Origin of the sequence: Paenibacillus sp. J5C2022, assembly GCF_025567625.1 — a bacterium.
GTDB lineage: Bacteria > Bacillota > Bacilli > Paenibacillales > Paenibacillaceae > Pristimantibacillus.
The window spans coordinates 1-19,677 of sequence record NZ_JAOQJC010000025.1 but is presented as its reverse complement, the minus strand read 5'-3'; the positions used below and the strand labels follow the sequence as shown (position 1 = coordinate 19,677).

16 protein-coding genes are annotated in these 19,677 nt (G+C 53.5%); 15 read left to right on the top strand and 1 reads right to left on the bottom strand.

Translation table 11 applies throughout. From position 1 onward, the window contains the following. Positions 1-73: 73 nt before the first annotated feature. The 14 genes from M6D81_RS19435 to M6D81_RS19370 all read left to right on the top strand — a co-directional run bounded on the left by M6D81_RS19435 (position 74) and on the right by M6D81_RS19370 (position 16,660). Complete coding sequence (locus M6D81_RS19435) at positions 74-1,423, top strand: glucose-6-phosphate isomerase (protein ID WP_262678638.1); 1,350 nt, start codon at positions 74-76, stop codon at positions 1,421-1,423. 29 nt (positions 1,424-1,452) lie between these two features. Beyond that, a complete protein-coding gene (locus M6D81_RS19430; RefSeq protein ID WP_262678636.1) occupies positions 1,453-2,085 on the top strand; it encodes a YigZ family protein in 633 nt (210 codons plus the stop codon). 376 nt (positions 2,086-2,461) lie between these two features. Continuing rightward, a complete protein-coding gene (gene cysT, locus M6D81_RS19425; RefSeq protein ID WP_262678634.1) occupies positions 2,462-3,277 on the top strand; it encodes a sulfate ABC transporter permease subunit CysT in 816 nt (271 codons plus the stop codon). Beyond that, positions 3,274-4,071: a sulfate ABC transporter permease subunit gene (locus tag M6D81_RS19420; protein WP_262678633.1), complete on the top strand. Its 798-nt coding sequence runs from the start codon at positions 3,274-3,276 to the stop codon at positions 4,069-4,071. Before cysT ends, M6D81_RS19420 begins: the two co-directional genes overlap by 4 nt. 3 nt (positions 4,072-4,074) lie before the next feature. Further along, the gene (locus tag M6D81_RS19415) at positions 4,075-5,142 is read left to right on the top strand and encodes a sulfate/molybdate ABC transporter ATP-binding protein (protein WP_262678631.1); all 1,068 of its coding nucleotides are present in this window, start codon (positions 4,075-4,077) and stop codon (positions 5,140-5,142) included. Positions 5,143-5,195: 53 nt separating this feature from the next. Beyond that, positions 5,196-6,248, top strand: a complete 1,053-nt coding sequence (locus M6D81_RS19410; RefSeq protein WP_262678734.1) for a sulfate ABC transporter substrate-binding protein — start codon at positions 5,196-5,198, stop codon at positions 6,246-6,248. Between the two features lie 286 nt (positions 6,249-6,534). Next, positions 6,535-7,017, top strand: coding sequence for a ferric iron uptake transcriptional regulator (gene fur, locus M6D81_RS19405; protein ID WP_262678630.1), 483 nt, complete (start codon positions 6,535-6,537; stop codon positions 7,015-7,017). 170 nt (positions 7,018-7,187) lie between these two features. Then, positions 7,188-7,865: a response regulator transcription factor gene (locus tag M6D81_RS19400; protein ID WP_317259149.1), complete on the top strand. Its 678-nt coding sequence runs from the start codon at positions 7,188-7,190 to the stop codon at positions 7,863-7,865. Beyond that, positions 7,862-9,280 carry a HAMP domain-containing sensor histidine kinase gene (locus M6D81_RS19395; RefSeq protein ID WP_262678629.1) on the top strand — a complete coding sequence of 473 codons (1,419 nt, stop codon included), beginning with the start codon at positions 7,862-7,864 and terminating at the stop codon, positions 9,278-9,280. Before M6D81_RS19400 ends, M6D81_RS19395 begins: the two co-directional genes overlap by 4 nt. Before the next feature lie 136 nt (positions 9,281-9,416). Beyond that, entirely contained in the window at positions 9,417-10,559 is a 1,143-nt protein-coding gene (locus tag M6D81_RS19390; RefSeq protein WP_262678627.1) for a Fe(3+) ABC transporter substrate-binding protein, read from the top strand. Further along, positions 10,559-12,214 carry an ABC transporter permease gene (locus M6D81_RS19385; RefSeq protein ID WP_262678626.1) on the top strand — a complete coding sequence of 552 codons (1,656 nt, stop codon included), beginning with the start codon at positions 10,559-10,561 and terminating at the stop codon, positions 12,212-12,214. Before M6D81_RS19390 ends, M6D81_RS19385 begins: the two co-directional genes overlap by 1 nt. Then, positions 12,211-12,870, top strand: a complete 660-nt coding sequence (locus tag M6D81_RS19380) for an ABC transporter ATP-binding protein (protein ID WP_262678624.1) — start codon at positions 12,211-12,213, stop codon at positions 12,868-12,870. The genes M6D81_RS19385 and M6D81_RS19380 overlap by 4 nt, the downstream gene beginning before the upstream one ends. Before the next feature lie 1,566 nt (positions 12,871-14,436). After that, complete coding sequence (locus tag M6D81_RS19375) at positions 14,437-15,456, top strand: cache domain-containing protein (RefSeq protein ID WP_262678623.1); 1,020 nt, start codon at positions 14,437-14,439, stop codon at positions 15,454-15,456. Beyond that, a complete protein-coding gene (locus M6D81_RS19370) occupies positions 15,440-16,660 on the top strand; it encodes a helix-turn-helix transcriptional regulator (protein ID WP_262678622.1) in 1,221 nt (406 codons plus the stop codon). Before M6D81_RS19375 ends, M6D81_RS19370 begins: the two co-directional genes overlap by 17 nt. 295 nt (positions 16,661-16,955) lie before the next feature. On the opposite strand, the gene M6D81_RS19365 is transcribed toward M6D81_RS19370, so the two are convergent. Then, a complete protein-coding gene (locus M6D81_RS19365) occupies positions 16,956-17,756 on the bottom strand; it encodes a Cof-type HAD-IIB family hydrolase (protein WP_262678730.1) in 801 nt (266 codons plus the stop codon). Positions 17,757-17,860: 104 nt separating this feature from the next. On the opposite strand from M6D81_RS19365, the gene M6D81_RS19360 reads away from it, so the two are divergent. Continuing rightward, positions 17,861-19,321, top strand: a complete 1,461-nt coding sequence (locus M6D81_RS19360; protein WP_262678621.1) for a S41 family peptidase — start codon at positions 17,861-17,863, stop codon at positions 19,319-19,321. Positions 19,322-19,677: the final 356 nt, after the last annotated feature.

The following is a 19,677-nucleotide window of genomic DNA, read 5'->3' as shown; positions in this document are numbered from 1 at the left end:
CGTTAAATCCGCTATCCTTATGTACAATGTTGAAAGAGGTTTTCATATATTATACGGGAGGTCTGAAGTTACGATGAGCAAAACAGTACAGTTCGATTATAGTAAGGCGCTGTCCTTCGTGGGCCAGCATGAGGTTGACAATCTGACGGAGCAAGTGCGCCTGGCGCATGAGCAGTTACATAATGGAACGGGTGCCGGCTCCGACTACTTGGGGTGGATCGATCTTCCCAACAACTACGATAAAGAAGAGTTCGCCCGCATCAAGGAAGCGGCGGCACGTATTCAGTCCGATTCTGAAGTGCTAATCGTCATCGGCATCGGCGGATCGTATCTGGGCGCTCGCGCGGCAATCGAAATGCTGTCCAACTCGTTCTACAATTTGCAGGACAAGGCGCAGCGCGGCACGCCGCAAGTGCTGTTCGCGGGCAATAACATCAGCTCGACTTACGTGAAGCATCTGCTTCAACTGCTGGAGGGCAAGGATTGGTCGATTAACGTCATCTCCAAATCCGGCACGACGACGGAGCCGGCTATTGCGTTCCGCGTATTCCGCGCCGAGCTGGAGAAGAAATACGGCAAGGAAGCCGCCCGTAAGCGTATCTATGCGACAACGGACAGAGAGAAAGGCGCACTGAAGAAGCTGGCTACCGAGGAAGGCTACGAATCCTTCATTATTCCTGACGACGTCGGCGGACGCTACTCCGTGCTGACGGCTGTGGGCTTGCTGCCAATTGCGGCTGCGGGCATCGATATCGACGCGATGATGAATGGCGCCGCTGCTGCCTCTGCCGAATACGCGAACCCGAATTTGGCGGAGAACGAAGCTTATCAATACGCTGCAGTGCGCAACGCATTATACCGCAAAGGCAAAGTAACGGAGATTCTGGTGAACTATGAGCCTTCCCTTCACTTTGTATCGGAGTGGTGGAAGCAGCTGTACGGCGAAAGCGAAGGCAAGGATTATAAAGGCATCTATCCCGCTTCCGTAGACTTCTCTACCGATCTGCATTCCATGGGACAATTTATCCAGGAAGGCAACCGGAATATTTTCGAGACGGTCATTCAGGTAGAAGAGGTAGCCGAGCATATTACGATTCAGCATGATGCCGACGATCTGGACGGATTGAACTTCCTTGAAGGCAAGACGATGGACTTCGTCAACAAGAAGGCGTTCCAGGGCACGCTGCTTGCGCATACAGACGGTCAAGTGCCGAACCTGATCGTGAACATTGCGGACATGACGCCATACACCTTCGGCTATCTGGTCTACTTCTTCGAGAAAGCATGCGGTGTCAGCGGCTATCTGCTTGGCGTGAATCCGTTCGATCAGCCTGGCGTGGAAGCGTACAAGCGCAATATGTTCGCGCTGCTTGGCAAGCCTGGCTACGAGAAGGAGAAGGCAGAGCTGGAAGCGCGCCTGTAGTATAAGCGACATATAGGGGACCTGATACGATGTTGAATCGATATCGCACGGTAAGAGCAGAAGGGGAGCAGGAGATCGTCATCAAGCGGTCCCGCTTCATCGGTTATGCCAAGCCTGTGCTGACGGAAGAGGAAGCGGTCGCATACATCGATGAGATTAAACGGCTGCACCGGCAGGCGACGCACAATTGCTCCGCGTATGTCGTCGGCGAGCGTGATCAGTTCCAGAAGGCTTCTGACGATGGCGAGCCAAGCGGAACGGCAGGCAAGCCTATTCTGGAAGTGATCAAGAACAAGAGGCTGAAAAATGTCGTCGTCGTCGTCACGCGGTATTTCGGCGGCATTATGCTGGGAGCCGGCGGTCTGGTTCGCGCTTATACGGACGGCGCTGTAGCGGGCATTGAAGCGGCGGACGAGATCGATCTGGTGCTTCACCGGGAAGTGCTCGTAGAGGTCGATTACACCTGGTATGGCAAGCTGGAGAACGAATTGCACGGGAAGGGTACGCGAATCGGCGGCACGGACTTTACGGACCGTGTGACGGTTCGCTGTCTGCCGGAGACGACGGAGGCGGACGCCTTCATCGTCTGGATGACGGACCTGACCGGCGGCCAAGCTTCCATTACTGTAGGGGAAGACTCGTATTTCGTAGACGGTGAATAGTGAATTGCAGGAGAGCTCGGCAGATGCCGGGCTCTCTTTTTCGCTTATACGCAGGATGCGGCTGCAAGCCATGTGGCATAGATTGGAGAGAGGAAAGTGGGTAGTTTGGAGGCTGCAAGCCATGTGACATAGGATGGAGTGAGGAAAGTGGTTAGATTTGTGAACAGGTGACGAGGAATGGTTGGAGTGGCAAAAAGGGACATGCGGCAGTGAAAGAAATTCGCATAAATGCCAAGCAGCGTGCATATGTAAGCATAGAGAAACTAACTCTTTTTTGTGAAATAGCCATTGACTTCCTGTTCCGCGAGATGCTACATTATTAATACCTAGTAAGTTAATGGGAATTGTGCGGGTATAGTTTGGAGGTAAGGGCAACTTGAATGCACTATTTCGCGGGAAAGCTTGGAGCTTTGGCTTCCGAACGGCAATTATGCTCTACTTTGTATGTCTGATCGTTCTGCCCATTACCGGCATTTATGTCCAATCCTTTTCGGATGGCATCGGGGCCTTCCTGGAGAGTGTGTTCGACCCGCTGGCATGGAAGGCTGTCTTGCTGACCGCTAAGCTGGCTTTCTTCGCAACGGTGATTAATATGGTGTTCGGCACGATTATCGGATGGGTGCTTATCCGCTATACGTTTCCGGGAAGACGCTTGCTCAACAGCTTGGTCGACCTGCCATTCGCGCTGCCTACAGCAGTCGGCGGGCTGCTCATATTGCTTCTGCTGGGACCGGGCAGCATTGTCGGCGAATGGGCGGAGAAGCTGGGCTCCCCGCTGGTCTTCCATGAACCGGCGATTGTAATTGCGATGATATTCGTCACCTTTCCATTCGTAATTCGGGGTGTACAGCCGTTGCTGGAGGAGATGGATAAGTCCCAGGAAGAAGCGGCTTACACAATGGGCGCTTCGCACGCGCGAACGTTCCTGACCGTCATCTTCCCGTCGATGCTGCCCGGCATCGTCGGCGGCGCCATGCTGGCGTTCTCGCGCGGACTAGCGGAGTTCGGAGCCGTCGTGCTCGTTGCCGGCAACATTCCGGGCAAGACGCTGGTCGCATCTGTCTATATATTCGGAGAGATTGAGAGCAACAATCCGCAAGGAGCGGCGGCAGTGTCGGTTATTCTGCTCACCTTGTCCTTCCTGATCCTGTGGACGGTGAATTACTTGGCAACAAGGAGATTCCAGCGATGAGAGCTTTATGGATTACAGTAACTTATGCCATTATGACCTTGCTGCTTATTATCCCGTTGGTGAAAATCGTAACAGGCGCCTGGGAGCGGGGAGCGGACGGCTTCATCGAAGCGCTCGTCCGGCCGGAATCGCTTCACGCCTTTCTGATGACGGGCATGATCGTCGTTACGGTGACAGCGGTCAATACCTTGTTCGGAGTCATGACGGCGCTCTATATCGTTAGGGCGGAGTGGATCGGACCGCGACTGAAGCGGCTGCTGAACAGCATCGTCGATCTGCCGTTCGCGGTGTCTCCCGTCATCGGAGGCCTGATGATCGTTCTCCTGCTGGGACCGGATACGATTATGGGCGCCCTGTTCCAGGATATGGGTATTCCGATCGTCTATGCGCTGCCCGGCATGATTCTGGCAACCCTCTTCGTCACATTCCCGATCATGGTTCGTGAAGTCATTCCGGTACTGCAGGAGATCGGCTCACAGCAGGAGGAGGCAGCTTCGACGCTCGGCGCCTATTCCTGGTACACATTCTGGAAGGTGACCTGGCCTTCCATTCGCTGGGGCGTCGTCTATGGCGTCGTGCTGACGGTAGCGCGCTCGCTTGGCGAGTTCGGCGCCGTGCTCGTTGTATCCGGCAATATTATGAACAAGACGCAGACCGCTACGACACTTGTTTATCAGGATGTGGAGAATTTCAACGTGGTGGCTGCCAATGCTATTGCTTTGGTACTGGCGGCATTCTCGGTCAGCCTGCTTCTGTTCATGGAATGGGCGAAACAACGAAAGGAAGTGCATTAAGCGATGCAGCATATCGAAGTGAGGGCTCTGAACAAAGTATTCGGCGATTTCCACGCAGTCAAGGATGTCAGCTTTCAGATCGAGAAGGGCAAGCTGATCGGACTTCTGGGGCCTAGCGGAGGCGGGAAGACGTCTATCCTTCGCATGCTGGCGGGACTCGAGACTCCGACTTCCGGCGATATCGTATTCCACGGCACCCGAGTGAACGATCTTCCGCCGCAGGAGCGAGGCATCGGATTCGTGTTCCAGAGTTATGCGCTGTTCAAGCATATGACGGTCTATGACAATATCGCGTTCGGCCTGAAGGTGAAGAAGCAGCCCAAGAACGTCATTAAGGAGCGGGTCATGTACTTGGTGGAACTGACGGGGTTGAAAGGGTTCCAGCATCGCTATCCGCATCAGCTGTCGGGAGGTCAGCGGCAGCGCGTGGCATTCGCACGGGCGCTCGCGCCGGAGCCGCAGCTGCTCTTGCTGGATGAACCGTTCGCCGCAATCGACGCCAAAATCCGTACGGAGCTGCGCACCTGGCTGAAGGAAATGATCGAGCAGCTCGGCATCACTTCCATCTTCGTTACCCATGATCAGGAGGAAGCGATTGAGGTGGCGGACGAGATCATGATTATTAGCGGCGGGAGGCTGGAGCAGAAGGGAAGTCCTTGGGAAATATACAGGCATCCGGCGACACCGTTCGTAGCGAGCTTTATCGGGGAGTCTTCGATTGTCGAGAATGTAGGCGCGCTTCGCGGCTTCGAGCAAGGGACTGCCGACCGAGACTGCAAAGCGCTTATCAGGCCGGAATATATCGAGGTTGGCAAGCGTGGAGAGATCAAGCTGGCTTCAGCGACGATGCCAGCGCGGGTGAAGCGGCTGCACTTCCGGGGCAATGAGTGGATGGTAGAGCTTGATGCGGCCGGAACGACGCTGATGACGTACCGGTCGTTGGAGAAGGAAATGCTGGTGCCGGAGGAGGAAGTGAGCATTCTCGTCCATCGGGCTTATTTGTTCAATGAGCAGAGCAGCTGGATTATGGAAAACCCGTTGAAGGTCGATCCGATGCCAATTCATATTTAACCATAGCAGAGAAAGAGTTGTTGCATGTGAGAGTAACCGTTGCTTGGACGCGAATGCGAGCATGGGTATGGCTGTTGGGAATTATATTCATCATTAGCGTAATCGCAGGGTGTAGTGAAGGCGGAGGCGCGTTATCCGCCAACTCCGGCGCGGAGAAGAAGGAGGCAGAGGTTACCCTGGTGATAGGAGCCTATTCCGTCGTCAAGGACGCCTTCCACGAACTGCTGCCTCTCTTCGCCGCAGATTGGTATGAGCGCACAGGACAGCGGGTGAGCTTCCAGCAATCGTATGAAGCGTCCGGCACGCAGGCAAGATCGATCGCGGGAGGCTTCGAAGCGGATGTGGCGGTGCTGGCGATGGAGAGCGATCTCGATCTCATTGAAGCTGCAGGGTATCTGAACCATGATTGGAGGGCGGGAAGCAACGGCGGCATGATTACGAACTCCATAGTCGTGCTGGGAACGAGGTCCGGCAATCCGCTGGGCATATCGGACTGGCTTGATCTGACGCGAGACGGCGTGAAGGTGCTGTATCCCAATCCCAAGACATCCGGCGGAGCGCAGTGGGATATTAATGCCATCTATGGCGCCGGGCTGAAGAAGTCGGAGGAAGCAACGGGAGAGCAGTCACATGAAGCCGCCAAGAAGCTGCTCGCCTCCATTCATCGCAATGTGGAGTCGCTGGACAAGAGCGGGCGGGCGTCCATGGCGGCATTCGAATACGGGGTGGGCGATGTGATCGTTACTTACGAGAACGAACTGCTGGCCAGGATGGCGAAGGGGACGCCATACGAGATCGTCATTCCGAAGCATACGATCCTGATAGAAAACCCCGCTGCCGTCATAGACCGCAATGTGGACAAGAGAGGGACGCGTGAGGTGGCGGAGGCATTCATTGCCTATCTGCAAGGAGAGGAAGCCCAGCGCTTGCTGGCGCAGCAAGGCTTCCGGCCGGTACACGAAGTGGTGGCGGCTGAAGCGGAGAGCCGGTTCGAGACGCCCGAAGGCTTGTTCGACATAGCGTATATGGGCGGTTGGACGCAGGTACGAGAGAAGCTGTACGCGAAGAGAGGCGTATGGTATCAGATATTGGCGGGAATTCAGTAATGGGAAGAGAGAGCTTGCTGCACAGCGATGCAGTGGCTCTTTTTTTCGTAGATGAAGGGATTGCGGGGATGCGGGGCGAATATGTAGATGGCGGGAAAGCGTCTCTTGCAATTGCTAGTTGCTTTCTTGGCAAAAATGAACTACCATTACATTAGAATCATTCTAATGAGAAAACCTGTATTGAATCCTGTATAAGATGCGGGATCTGAAAGGCCGAAAAGCTTATCTCATAATGAACACGAAAATAGAACGCTACAACCAACGCTCAACAAGGAGGGAACATGACATGCTGAATGTATCGGCCGAAATTGATAAAATCAAGCGCAGCCTGATGGAGAACGGTTATAAGCTGACTACGCAGCGGGAAATTATTGTACGGGTGCTGCTGGAGAATGAACGCGACCATCTGAGTGCGGAAGATGTGTATATGCTGGTGAAGGAGAAGTTTCCGGAGATTGGGCTCGCGACTGTGTACCGGACGCTGGAGCTTCTAGCGGACTTGCAAATTGTAGCCAAGATGAATTTCGGAGATGGCGTAGCCCGCTTCGACTTGCGCGGTCATGATCATGAGCACATGCATCATCATCTTATCTGCCAGCACTGCGGAGCGCTGGACGAGATCAAGGAAGACTGGCTGACGGAGCTGGAAGAGAGAGTGGAGCGGGAGTACGGCTTCAAGGTGCTGGATCACCGCCTAGATTTCATCGGCACCTATAAGGAATGCAGCAATGAAGAGTGCAAGCGCAAGAGCGATAAAGTGGTATCCTGATCAAGATATAGAAGTACGGTTGCAGCAAGCCTTGAGTCATCCCGTTCGGGATGGCTTTTTTTTGGCATCGGTGTACGATAGAAACAATTGTCGATTGACCATGAGAACTGTTATCATTAAAATGATAGAGAACTGCATTTGCAGCGGAAAAGTAAAAAGGGTGATTCGCCTTGAAGCGAGTATTGTTGATAGAAGATGAGAAAAATATGGCAAGATTCATCGAGCTGGAGCTTTCCAGGGAAGGCTTCTCCGTCACGACTGCGGCGGACGGGGAAGCTGGACTGCAGTTGGCGCTGCATGAAGGCTGGGACGTCGTGCTGCTGGATGTGATGCTGCCGAGGGCCGGCGGGATCGAGGTGTGCCGCCGCATCCGCGACGCCAAGCGGGTTCCGATTATTATGATTACGGCGAGAGACCGCTTGTCGGACCGGGTGGAGGGACTTGACAGCGGTGCGGACGATTATATCGCCAAGCCGTTCGCGATCGAAGAGCTGCTGGCCCGCATGCGGGCTGTGCTGCGCAGAGAAGGGGATAACCGCAAGGGGGATACTTCGGCTCTCAGTTATGGCGAGCTTATGCTTCATGCCGATACGCGCATTGTCATGCGCGGAAGTGAGACGATTGATTTGACGAAGCGGGAATTCGCTCTGCTGGAAGCATTCATGAAGAACCCCGGCCGTGTCTTGTCGCGGGAAGTGCTGCTGGATACCGTATGGGGGTTCGATGCCGTTGTGGATAAAAATGTCGTTGATGTGTATGTGCGTTACTTGCGAGGCAAAATTGATGGGGGTGGAGAGGATAGCTATATCCAGTCGGTGCGCGGAGTCGGCTATGTGATGAGGCGATGAGGCGCCTTTCGTCTATCGTCAAGCGCATGCCCTTCCATTGGCGGATGACGCTGCTGTCCTCGCTGCTTCTCAGCGCCTTGTTCGCCGCCAGCAATGTCGTCCAGTTCACCTTCGTGGAGAGTTGGATGCTGAAGCACGAGGAGCGGGCGGCCCGTCAGGATATGCGGGAGCTGCTCAATGTTCTCTTGTCCAAGGAAGTACGCATTCAGCCGGATAATGAGGAACAAATTCGGTTCTATCTGGAAAAGGCGAATGTGAACAATGGCATGGTGCGTATTCTTAAAGCTGATGGAACACCGATCGTGACTGCAGCCAACAATATGCCTATCCAGTGGGTGGAGCGAAGAGGGTCGGCGGAAGCGGCCGGTATCGGGAGGGCGGAAGGCGTGCTGGCCATGTCCAGTCCGCTTACGATCTTTCACTTTACAGGGACCGTGGAAGTCGTTCGCAGTCTCTCCCATGTGGAGCGGCTCATTGCTGCCTTCAACCGCATTATGCTGATCTGCTTCGCGGCCGCGATCGTCATTAGCGCCTTCGGCGGAAGGCTAATGTCCAGACTGCTGGTGAGGCCGCTTCGATCCATGCATCGAACGATGCGCAGGGTGAAGCAGAACGGGCTGCAGGAGCGGATGGCGGTCGGTGAGGCCAGAGACGATATAACGGCGCTGACGGTTATGTTCAACGATATGATGGACGAGGTGGAGGGGGCGTTCCGGAAGCAGAAGCAATTCGTGGAAGACGCTTCGCACGAACTGCGGACGCCCGTAGCCATCATTGAAGGGCATCTGGCGATGCTGCAGAGATGGGGCAAGCATGATCCGGAGGTGCTGGAGGAGTCGCTTCGCATCTCAATGGAGGAATTGCTGCGTCTGAGGGGGCTTGTCGAGGAGCTGCTGACCTTGTCGCGAATAGAGAAGCTGGCACAAGAGCATCTGCATGCGCCGGCCGAAGAAGTATGCTTGCAGCCGGATGCGGTTATTCAATCTGCCGCTGAGAAAATCGGAGGCCTGCACCCCTCAATCGATCTATCCGTCAACGTATCGCAGTTGGAAGGGATGCAACTTGGTATTAGCGACGGCCATCTACTGCAGCTGATGCTCATATTGCTGGACAATGCGGTGAAATATTCCGGCTCCAGTACTGAAGTGCGAATTGATGCCATTCAGGATGATACGACAGGTCATGCGATCATCACCGTCCTTGATGCAGGCATTGGGATGACTGAGGAAGAGCTGGCTCACGCATGGGACCGCTTCTATCGCGCGGATAAGGCAAGGAGCGGAGCCGGCGGCTACGGGCTTGGCTTGCCGATCGCCCGTCAGATTGTTCAGCGTTATAACGGGACGATCGTATTGAACAGCAAGCCGGGAGAGGGAACGATGGCCGCTTTGACGCTGCCTGTTCGCGATGCCTGAGTATCGATCGCGATTATGAAGAAAAAATGAATTTATTTTGATTTTCACAGCGTTTTCTCATTAATCTCAGTTACAATATAGCAAGTGTAAATGATATTCATTATCATCAATATGCGTGGATGAGAGGGAGTTTGAGATGAGACAAAAGGCTGTATTCAAAATGACGATGCTTGCGATTGCCGTGATGATGGTGTTGGCAGGCTGCGGTTCCAATAACGGAGCAGGCAATGGAGCCAATAGCGGCGGCAACGGGGCTTCCAATAATCAAGCCGGAGCGAGCAATGGAACCGATGTATCCGGCGGCGAGAAAGAAGCGTCCAAAGGGGAAGGTGTCGTTAACGTATTTACAGCAAGACATTACGACATCGACTTCCAGCTGTTCGATGAATTCGAGAAGAAAACGGGTATTCAGGTAAACGAAATCAAAGGCACTGCCGAGGAACTTGTGGAACGTATGAAGCGCGAGGGCGAAAGCTCCGAAGCGGACCTGTTCATTACGGTGGATGGCGGCGTGCTGAACTATGCGAAGGAGAGCGGCGTACTGCAGCCGATTGAATCCGAGACGGTGAACGACATCGTTGCTCCGGAGCTGCGAGATGCGGACAACCATTGGGTGGCGATGGCATCCAGAGCGCGCATCATCGCATATGCGAAGGATCGCGTGACGCCTGACCAGCTGTCGACTTATGAGGATCTGGCCGATCCGAAGTGGAAGGGCAAAGTGCTGATCCGTTCCTCCTCCAACCTGTACAATCAATCGCTGGTTGCGTCCATGATCGAGCTGAACGGCGAGGAAGCCGCAGCCAAGTGGACTGAAGGCATCGTAGCCAACATGGCTCGCGATCCGGAAGGCGGAGACCGTGACCAAGCGAAAGCCGTCGTTGCCGGCATCGGCGATGTGGCGGTTATGAACACCTACTATGTCGGTCAACTGCTCCATTCCAAGGATGCAGAGGAAGTGAAGGTCGGCGAGAGCATCGGCATCTTCTTCCCGAATCAGGATACGACGGGCACTCATCTCAACATTAGCGGCATTGGCCTTGCCAAGCATGCGAAGAACAAGGAGAATGCGATCAGGCTGATTGAATATATGGTGAGCAAGGAAGCGCAGGAGATGCTGATCAACGGCAGCTTCGAGTTCCCGGTGAACAAGGATGCGGAGCTTCCGGCCATTCATAAGGAGTGGGGCGAATTCAAGTCGCAGCAGATCGACTACTCCGTACTTGGCAAGAACAACAAGGCCGCTACCGAGCTGATGAACAAGGCTGGCTGGAAGTAATGAACAATTCCTCCACCTGGCGAAGACATCTTGGACAAAAATGCAACGGGTGGTATGTAATAAGCGGAATCGGGGCTCTGGCAGCCCTGCTTCCGTCTCTTTACATTTTGACGGGGCTGCTGGGAAAGCCGAATGAGAACTGGGCGCATATTCGGGAATACATGCTGCTGGACTATGCGAAGGAATCATTGCTGCTGATGGGCGGTACCGTTGTATTCACGGTCCTTATCGGCGTGACGCTGGCCTGGTTGACGACCGCGTATGACTTCCCGTTCAGGCGCCTGTTTTCGTTTCTATTCGTTCTGCCGCTGGCCATTCCTCCCTATATTGCAGCCTATACGTATGCATCCATGCTCAGCTATACGGGGAGCGTGCAGACTTTTTTGCGCAATTCGCTCGGAATGACCGTCAATCAGAGTTATTTTGACATTATGTCTATGAAAGGCGCCATTTTCATCTTTACGATGTTCCTCTATCCATATGTGTATCTGATTACAAAGTCGTTCCTGGAGAGGAACAGCGCCGTATTCATCGAAAATGCAAGATTGCTGGGACAGCGCCCGCTGGCGATCTTCTTCAAGGTAGTGCTGCCGCTGTCGCAAGGTGCCATCGTCGGGGGAGCCAGTCTCGTCGCCTTCGAGGTGCTGAACGATTACGGCGTATCCAAGCATTACGGCATTCAGACATTCACCGTCGCCATCTTCAAAACATGGTTCGGCATGTATGATGTGGACTCCGCGATACGCTTGTCCGCCATGCTTATGAGCGTCATTATCGGTGTCTTCGTAGTGGAGCGGCTGCTTCGCCGGAGGAAGCGCTACAACGGCTCTACGAAGCGGACTTTGCCGCTGCAGAGAAGGCGGCTCCATGGGGGCCCAGCTGTGTTGGCGGTCGTGTTCTCACTGGCGGTAGCGCTGCTGTCCTTCATCATACCGGTAGCGCAGCTGATCGTCTGGGCGACATGGACCTTCGAGGCGGTATGGGATGAGCGCTTCGCCGCGATGATCCGCAATACGCTGACGATGGCGTTCGGCGCCGTATCGATTCTGATGGTTCTTGCCGTCATTGCCGCGAATGCGAACCGTACTTGGCGCTCCAACGCCACTTTGATCATGAGCAAGCTGCTTAGCATGGGCTACTCCATTCCCGGAGCTGTGTTGTCGATCGGCGTGCTGGCCGTCTTCCTGTCCGTAGACGAGAGGCTGGCAGGTCTATACGAAGCGATGGGGCTGGGCGCGAACAAGCTGGTACTCAGCATGTCGCTTGCGATGCTTATATTCGCACTGGTCATCCGGTTTCTGGCTGTCGGCTTCAATGCGGTCGATGCCGGGTTCGACAAGGTCGGCACCAGATATTCGGAAGCGTCCCGCATGCTGGGCTATGGCGTTACCCGCACCTTCTTCAAGGTGGATCTGCCCATGCTTAAGGGGGCTGTGCTGACAGGCTTTATTATGGCCTTCCTGGAGGTGGTGAAGGAGCTTCCGCTCACGCTGCTGCTCAGGCCGTTCAACTTCGACACGCTGGCGACGAAGGCCTATCAGTATGCCAGCGACGAGATGATTCATGAAGCGTCTACCCCTTCGCTTATCATTATTGGATTCGGTATTGTATCGGTATGCTTGTATCAATGGCTGGGAAGGAGAGAGTCCGTATGACTTATGTGCAGCTAAGTGAGCTTTGCTATGCGTATGAGAGAGGAGCCGGCGATGTGCTGCATCGCTTCACGCTACATATGGAAGAGGGGGAAGTGGTCGGGCTGCTGGGCGAGAGCGGCAGCGGCAAGAGCACGGTGCTCCGGCTGATCGCGGGACTGGAGACGCCGCGTGAAGGCTCCATTGTCGTCGGGAATACCGTCATGGTCGACCGAACCACCTTCGTCCAGCCGGAGCGGCGCGGTATAGGCATGGTGTTCCAGGATTATGCCTTGTTCCCCCATATGACGGTAGAAAGCAATATAGCCTTCGGACTGGGATCTCTTCCGCGCGGGGAACGCCGCGATCGGATCGGGGAGATGCTGGAGCTGGTGAAGATGGCGGACTACCGCAAGCGTTATCCCCATGAGCTGAGCGGCGGTCAGCAGCAGCGCATCGCTTTCGCCCGCGCGCTGGCTCCGCGTCCAAGGCTGCTGCTTATGGATGAACCGTTCAGCAGCCTCGACGCCGGACTTAAGGCGAGCATCCGTGAGGAGCTGAGAGAGCTGCTCCGGCTGTCGCGGATGACGTCCATATTGGTCACACACGACCGCGAGGACGCGGATGCGCTGTGCGACCGCATTGTAGAGATGCGCGCCCCTGCTCTTAGCATGGCATGAGGATATTGGATTGCTACATGATGCTATATGATTACTAGGAGGCCTGCTTGCTTCGTCGTTGAAGCGGCGGGCTTTTTTATGCTGCGATGCTTTGACTCGCCCGCCAACAGTGCCTCGTCCCACTGAAAGTCGATGCCTATCGCTGAAAGCTGATGCCTATCGCTGAAAGTTGATGCCTATCACTGAAAGTTGATGCCTATCGCTTATATTGTTCGCATAGCCCACTCAGAAGTAACCGGCAACGATAGTAGATCAGCGGAATGGTATGAAAAATCGTACAAATTGCTGGGTTGGCGGAGAAAATGTGCGGCGTTTGTGTGAAAAATCGTACAAGTTGCTGGGTTGGCGGAGAAAATGTGCGGCGTTTGTGTGAAAAATCGTACAAGTTGCTGGGTTGGCGGAGAAAATGTGCGGTGTTTGTGTGAAAAATCGTACAAGTTGCTGGGTTGGCGGAGAAAATGTGCGGCGTTTGTGTGAAAAACCGTACAAAGTAACTCGCAAAGGCAGCAAATTAGAGGTGTTTGTATAAAAAATCGTACAAATTGCTGGGTTGGCGGAGAAAATGTGCGGTTTTTGTGTGAAAAACCGTACAAAGTAACTTGCAAAGGCAGCAAATTAGAGGTGTTTGTATGAAAAATCGTTACTACTTAGCTACTAAGCAAGTAGGAGCTTATCGCTCAAAATGGTCACATAGAAGCGGAAAAGTAGTGGGAATTGTGCGCTATCGCTCATTTTGCTCACATAGCCCCGCCAAGCTTGCCTCGTACCGAATGGACCTAAGTAGTAACGAAAAATCGTACAAGTTGCTGGGTTGGCGGAGTAAATGTGCGGCGTTTGTGTGAAAAATCGTACAAAGTAACTCGCAAAGGCAGCAAATTAGAGGTGTTTGTATGAAAAATCGTACAAGTCGCTGGGTTGGCGGAGAAAATGTGCGGTGTTTGTGTGAAAAATCGTAAAAAGTAACTTGCAAAGGCAGCAAATTAGAGGTGTTTGTGTGAAAAATCGTACAAGTTGCTGGGTTGGCGGAGAAAATGTGCGGCGTTTGTGTGAAAAATCGTACAAGTTGCTGGGTTGGCGGAGAAAATGTGCGGTGTTTGTGTGAAAAATCGTACAAGTTGCTGGGTTGGCGGAGAAAATGTGCGGCGTTTGTGTGAAAAACCGTACAAAGTAACTCGTCCCCCCCAAGTAGCATCATTCAATATGCTCACAAATCCAGGTGAGTGAAGTAATGGAACCGCCATGGAAGTGAGTTTTAGTTTGCAGACGACCTGTCGTTAGAAGCGAGTTGGGCAACAGTAGGGAAGAACGACGCCGGATGGAATATCATGGTGAATTTTTTCTTCATTTCTAGTATAATTTTCAGAGAAAATATTCATCAGATTTTCAGGGCTTCAAAATTTTAAAATTTCAATATAATAATTCTTAGAATTTTAGAATTTTAGAATTTTAGAATTTTAGAATTTTAGAATTTTAGAATTTTAGAATTTTAGAATTTCAGAATTTAAAAATTTTAGAATTCCAGAATATTAGAATTCCAAAATTTCAAGATATAAGGAGTGATCGAGAATGGCACTGCTGGCTAGAAAACGGCCTTCACGCATTTTTCTGTGGTTATGCATATTGTTTACGGTCATCATTATGCTGTTCTCTTTGTTTCTGGCGGACCGCTTCTCGCAGTTCGCGGCGTCTCAGCTTGGCTCCTTCCATGCGGACAAGATAAAGGAAACTGTCGAGCGGAGCGAGTTCGTGCTAGCCAAGCTGAAGGGCTACAGTATGAGCATGTACGACGATCAGTCTCTCCAAAACTGGTTCTATTCGCAGTCTTACGAACCGCTGCAGGATGCGGAGACGTTGCGTGTGCTGACGAAATATTTGAGCAACGAGCCGCTGATTGACAGCGCTTACCTGTTCAATATGCGAAAGGAGCAAGTGATGGATTCCAAAATCGGTCTTCAGTCATTCCATGAATTCAAGGATACGAAACTGCTGAGCCGAATTCAGGAGGAGCCTCCGGCTCTTATGCGATTCTTTCACCATACGGTCGGCGAGTCGTCGCATCCCGCGCTAATTTTGCCATCGTCTCCTTCACAGGAACCCCAATATGGCTATCTGGTGATCTTGCTTCATAAAGACATGCTGGAGAAAGTGCTGATGGCCGGAGGGGAAGGGGAGGACAATTGGCTTCTGATGATGGATGCAGAAGGGACGCTCATTCTGGGAGAAGGGGATGACGAGTTGCGACAAGAGCTTGCAGCCGCAAGGGGGAGCGACGATCACGGCACCTTCGAATTGGGAGACGGCAGACATGGTATACATGTCAATTATGCCGATCTGGAATCGCAACCATGGACGATCTATTCCTACACCGAGATGAAGCAGTTCTATAGGCAGGCGACGTCGTTCAAGAATGTCATATTGGGCACGTCGCTCATATTGCTAGCTGTGCTGGTCGTCATTGCATTCTGGAACTCGCGGCAGTTCATGAAGCCGTTCCGCAAGCTGGCTGGACAATTGCAGCGCTTGCTAGGCTGCAAGGAGCTGAGCGATTACAGCGTTATTGAGCAGGGGGGTGTCCCTGCTGCGTGACAATTACTCGCTGATCAAATCGGAATACATGCGGCAATGGCTGCTGCAAGGCAAGCTCACGCCCGGCATTTCCCAGGCGATCAGCCGTGAATCCAGCCTGCTGGAGAGCGAGTGGCTCATGCTGGCCGTTGTGAAAGTGGATGGCTTCCGTACGACGTCGGAAAACTACGATTTTCAATCGCGCAAGCTGTACAAATATGCCATTGGGAATATGGCGGGGGAGCTTCTGCAGCAATCGGGCTGCATGACGGAGTTCGTCGACTTCGGCGGCGATCATCTCGCCATCATGATTGCCGTGCCGCAGCGGACGACAGAGCTTCGTTCCGTATGTCTGGCGCTTAGTAGACAGGTGGCGAAGCATACCGGGTTGGAAGTGACGATCGGCCTGAGCAACGCCTACCGCCCGCACGATCATTGGCGCAAGGTGTACGACGACGTCTGCGAGCTGACGCTGTTCAAATTCATTCGCGGCGAAGACAAGGTCTATACCGAGCAGGATTACGAGCAGTACGCGGAGCTGAACAGCACGCTGGAGGACGACTGGCTGGACAGCCTGATCGGCACGATAAGAAGCGGCAAGGAGGAGTGGGTGCAGGAGGAACTGGAGGACATCTTCCGCAGATTTCATCAGATGAAGTACGGAGAGTGTCAATTCCAGCTGCGCCTGCTCCTGTTCACCGTAGTCAAATCGTTCAGCAAGCTGACGTCCATTCAGAGCATCGACGGCATCGATCATCATCTGAAGCAATTTGCCAGACTAGAGGATGTGAGCGGCTGGCTTCGGGAGGAGATTCACCGCATTATCTCCACGCTAAGCGACCAGAGAGGCTGCAACCGCCGGGAGAAGCTGGTTGACGAGATGCTTCAGTATATTCATTACCATGTACACGACCCAGCGTTGTCCGTCGACCAGATCGCAGATCATGTCTCCTTGTCGGCGAAATATGTCCGGACGCTGTTCCAGGAGCACCAGGGCATATCGTTGTCGAATTACATATTGGGCGAGCGGATTAAGAAGGTGCAGCAGCTGCTGCTGCAGACAGACCAGCCGATATCGGACATATCCGAGCAGTGCGGCTTCCAGGCGAAGAGCCACTTCTTCACGGCGTTCAAGCGGGCGACCGGCATGACGCCAAGCCAGTACAGACAGCAGGAGCAGGGCGGAGAGGGCGGAGAGGGCGGAGGACATATGCATTACGCATAGCAAGATTCCGGAGGATTACTCATTCGCTTGTCGAAGGGCGATCCTTCGACTATTCCGCATTCATTCGCACAATGTGCACCTGCAGAAAATTCAGGACGAGCTGCAGAAGCAAATCGACGCGCTCCAGACAGGAAAATAATACGCAACGGGGCAAAATCCGCCTTGCCCCACTGCGACAGGCAAGCGAAAAGTCTCCAACTCCACTGGTACGTGGAGTTGGAGACTTACTGTATTCTACAATGCATATGAAATTACAGGTGAACAGGGGGAGCGGGTTGCCGTCAACGTCAATCAATCAATGAGGCTTCAGCACAAACTTCTCAATAACATGCCGTACGCCTTCCTCATTGTTCGTAGCCGTCACGTAATCCGCCAGCTCCTTCAAGGAATCAATCGCATTGCCCATTGCCACGCCAAGTCCGGCGACCTGGATCAGCTCACGGTCGTTCCATGCGTCGCCCATGCCGATCGTCTCCTCCATCGTGCAGCCGATATGCTGTGCCATGAACGCGAGCGCATGACCTTTCGTTCCTTCCTTATGCATGAATTCCAAGTAATGCGCCTTCGACTTGGTCATATGAACATCTTCGCCGATGAGCGGCCGCAGCTCTTCGATTAGTCCGTCGAGCACTTCCGGCTCATCGATGATAAGCATTTTATGAAGCGGTTTTTCAATTAAATAGTCGAAGTCAGGTTCTATTTTGTACGGAATATTGGAAAGCTTAGAATAGGCCTTGATCCGATCGTTGTCTTCGGTGCCGTACAATTCGTCATCGACGTACAGCTGAAGATGCAGACCTCTGGATTGGCAGAATTGCTGCAGCTTCCTGGCGGCTTCCGTAGGCATATTGCGCTCGTAGAGCACTTCTCCCTCCAGCAAGGTTTTGACGAGCGCGCCCTGATACGTGATAATAGGAACATTGAGGTTGATTTGTTCGGCAATCTTGCGGGCGGATGCGAACATCCGGCCGGTGGCGAGCGTTACCGTCACGCCTTGCGCAATTGCGGACTCCATCGCTTCAATCGTGCCGGGGGTGACGAGCAAGTCGTCGGTCAATAGCGTATCGTCGACATCAATGGCAATCAGTTTATACATAATAGACATAATAGCCGGTATCTCCCTTTCTATTCGAACTGCAGGATAACAGCAATAAGGTTGATTGTAACGAAAAAACGATAGGTGTACAAGGAGAAATCAGGATGAATGACAGCATGCAGCAACGCCCGACAGGCGAAATAACTCAGACTCCCCGCAAAGGAAGCGGTCCCCGCTCGCCCCTGTACTATTCCGTTGGAGCAGTGCTCCTGCTCATCATTGGCTTCGGGCTCGGGGTCATATGGACAGGGGTTCGCTATCCCGTCATGAAGGTGGATAACTTCCAATATTTGAACGCCGCCTATATGCGAATCATGAACGATTACCTGGAAGGAGCGGAGTCCGAAGCGCTCATTAACGGAGCGGCGCAGGGCATGGTCGCTTCTCTCGGCGACCCGTATTCGCAGTATATGGTCGGCGAGCGCGGCGAGGAATACACGCAGTCATACGAAGGGGAAATTTACGGCATCGGCGTGACGCTGCGTCAGGAGGAAGGCCAGTATATCATTAACGAAGTCACCAAGGACGCTCCGGCGGAACGGGGAGGCTTGCTGCCCGGCGATATACTCAAGAAGGTGGACGGCACTTCGCTGGAGGAGGTGAGCTATCACGATCTGATCGGCATGGTCCGGGGGAAGGAAGGCGAGCCGGTGTCGCTCGTCCTGCAGCGCCCTGGGGATAGCGCACCTCTGGAAGTTACGCTGAAGCGCGAAGCGATTGCCGTTCATACGGTCACTTACGAGCTGCTGGATGGCGGCGTTGGCCATGTGACGATTAGCCGCTTCGGCTATGAGACGGACGAGGAGTTCAAGACGGCGATCGAGGAGCTGGAGAAGGAAGGGCCGCTGCAGGGCTTGCTACTGGATCTGCGCTCCAATCCCGGAGGACTGCTGGAATCGACGGTGGAGATCGCGAGCATGCTTATTCCGAAGGGCGAGAAGATATTGGATGTCGTCTCCAAGGAAGAGAAGCAGACAGTGTCTTACCGCTCCTATCAGAAGGAGGAGTGGGGTATACCGATCGTCGTGCTTGTCAACGGCAAGTCGGCGAGCGCCAGCGAAGTGATGGCGTCGGCCTTGAAGGAATCGGCCGGAGCTACGGTAGTCGGCGAGCAAACTTTCGGCAAAGGCGTCGTGCAGATGTTCAAGCAGTTCCCGGACGGCTCTGTACTTAGCCTGACAGAAGCCCAGTGGAAGACGCCGGGGGGCACATGGATTAACAAGCAAGGGGTTACGCCCGATTACGAGGTGTCCTTGCCGGATTATGCCTACCTGCGACCGCTTGCGATCGGCTCGGAGATGAAGCTGGGCAGCTACGGCGAGGATGTGAAGACGCTGCAGGAAATGCTGAAGGCGTTGGGATATGGACCTGTCGGCGAAGAAGGCATCTTCGGCGGGGAGACGGAATCGGCGCTTCGCAAGTACCAGCAGGACAACGGGCTGGAAGCGACGGGACAATTCAACGACCGGACGGGCTACAGTCTTATAGATTCGCTTCGCGATAAGCTGAATGCGGAGGACCCGCAATTGCTCGAAGGCGTGAAGCAGTTGAAGGGGAAGAAGTAACTTGTTATGCGGATAGTCGTGCGGGATAGTGGCGCGGATCGTGTGGCTCGTGCGGATAGTAGTACGGAACGAGCGAATGATGCAGAAAGAGTGGATAGATCTGAAAGTACGGTATAGTAGTACGGAACGAGCGAATGATGCAGAAAGAGTGGATAGATCTGAAAGTACGGTATAGTAATAGTATGACCCCGTGGAAAGTGTGGAATGAGGGGAACGAGCGGCAATAGTGCGGATAGTGATGTGGATCAAGTGGATAGGGATGAATGAACATGTTCATCCTGTTGATTCAGCAGCAAGGGGAGGAGCGATCTGGACGGGATCGCTCCTTCTTTTTGTATTGGTGCATAGGATTTAAC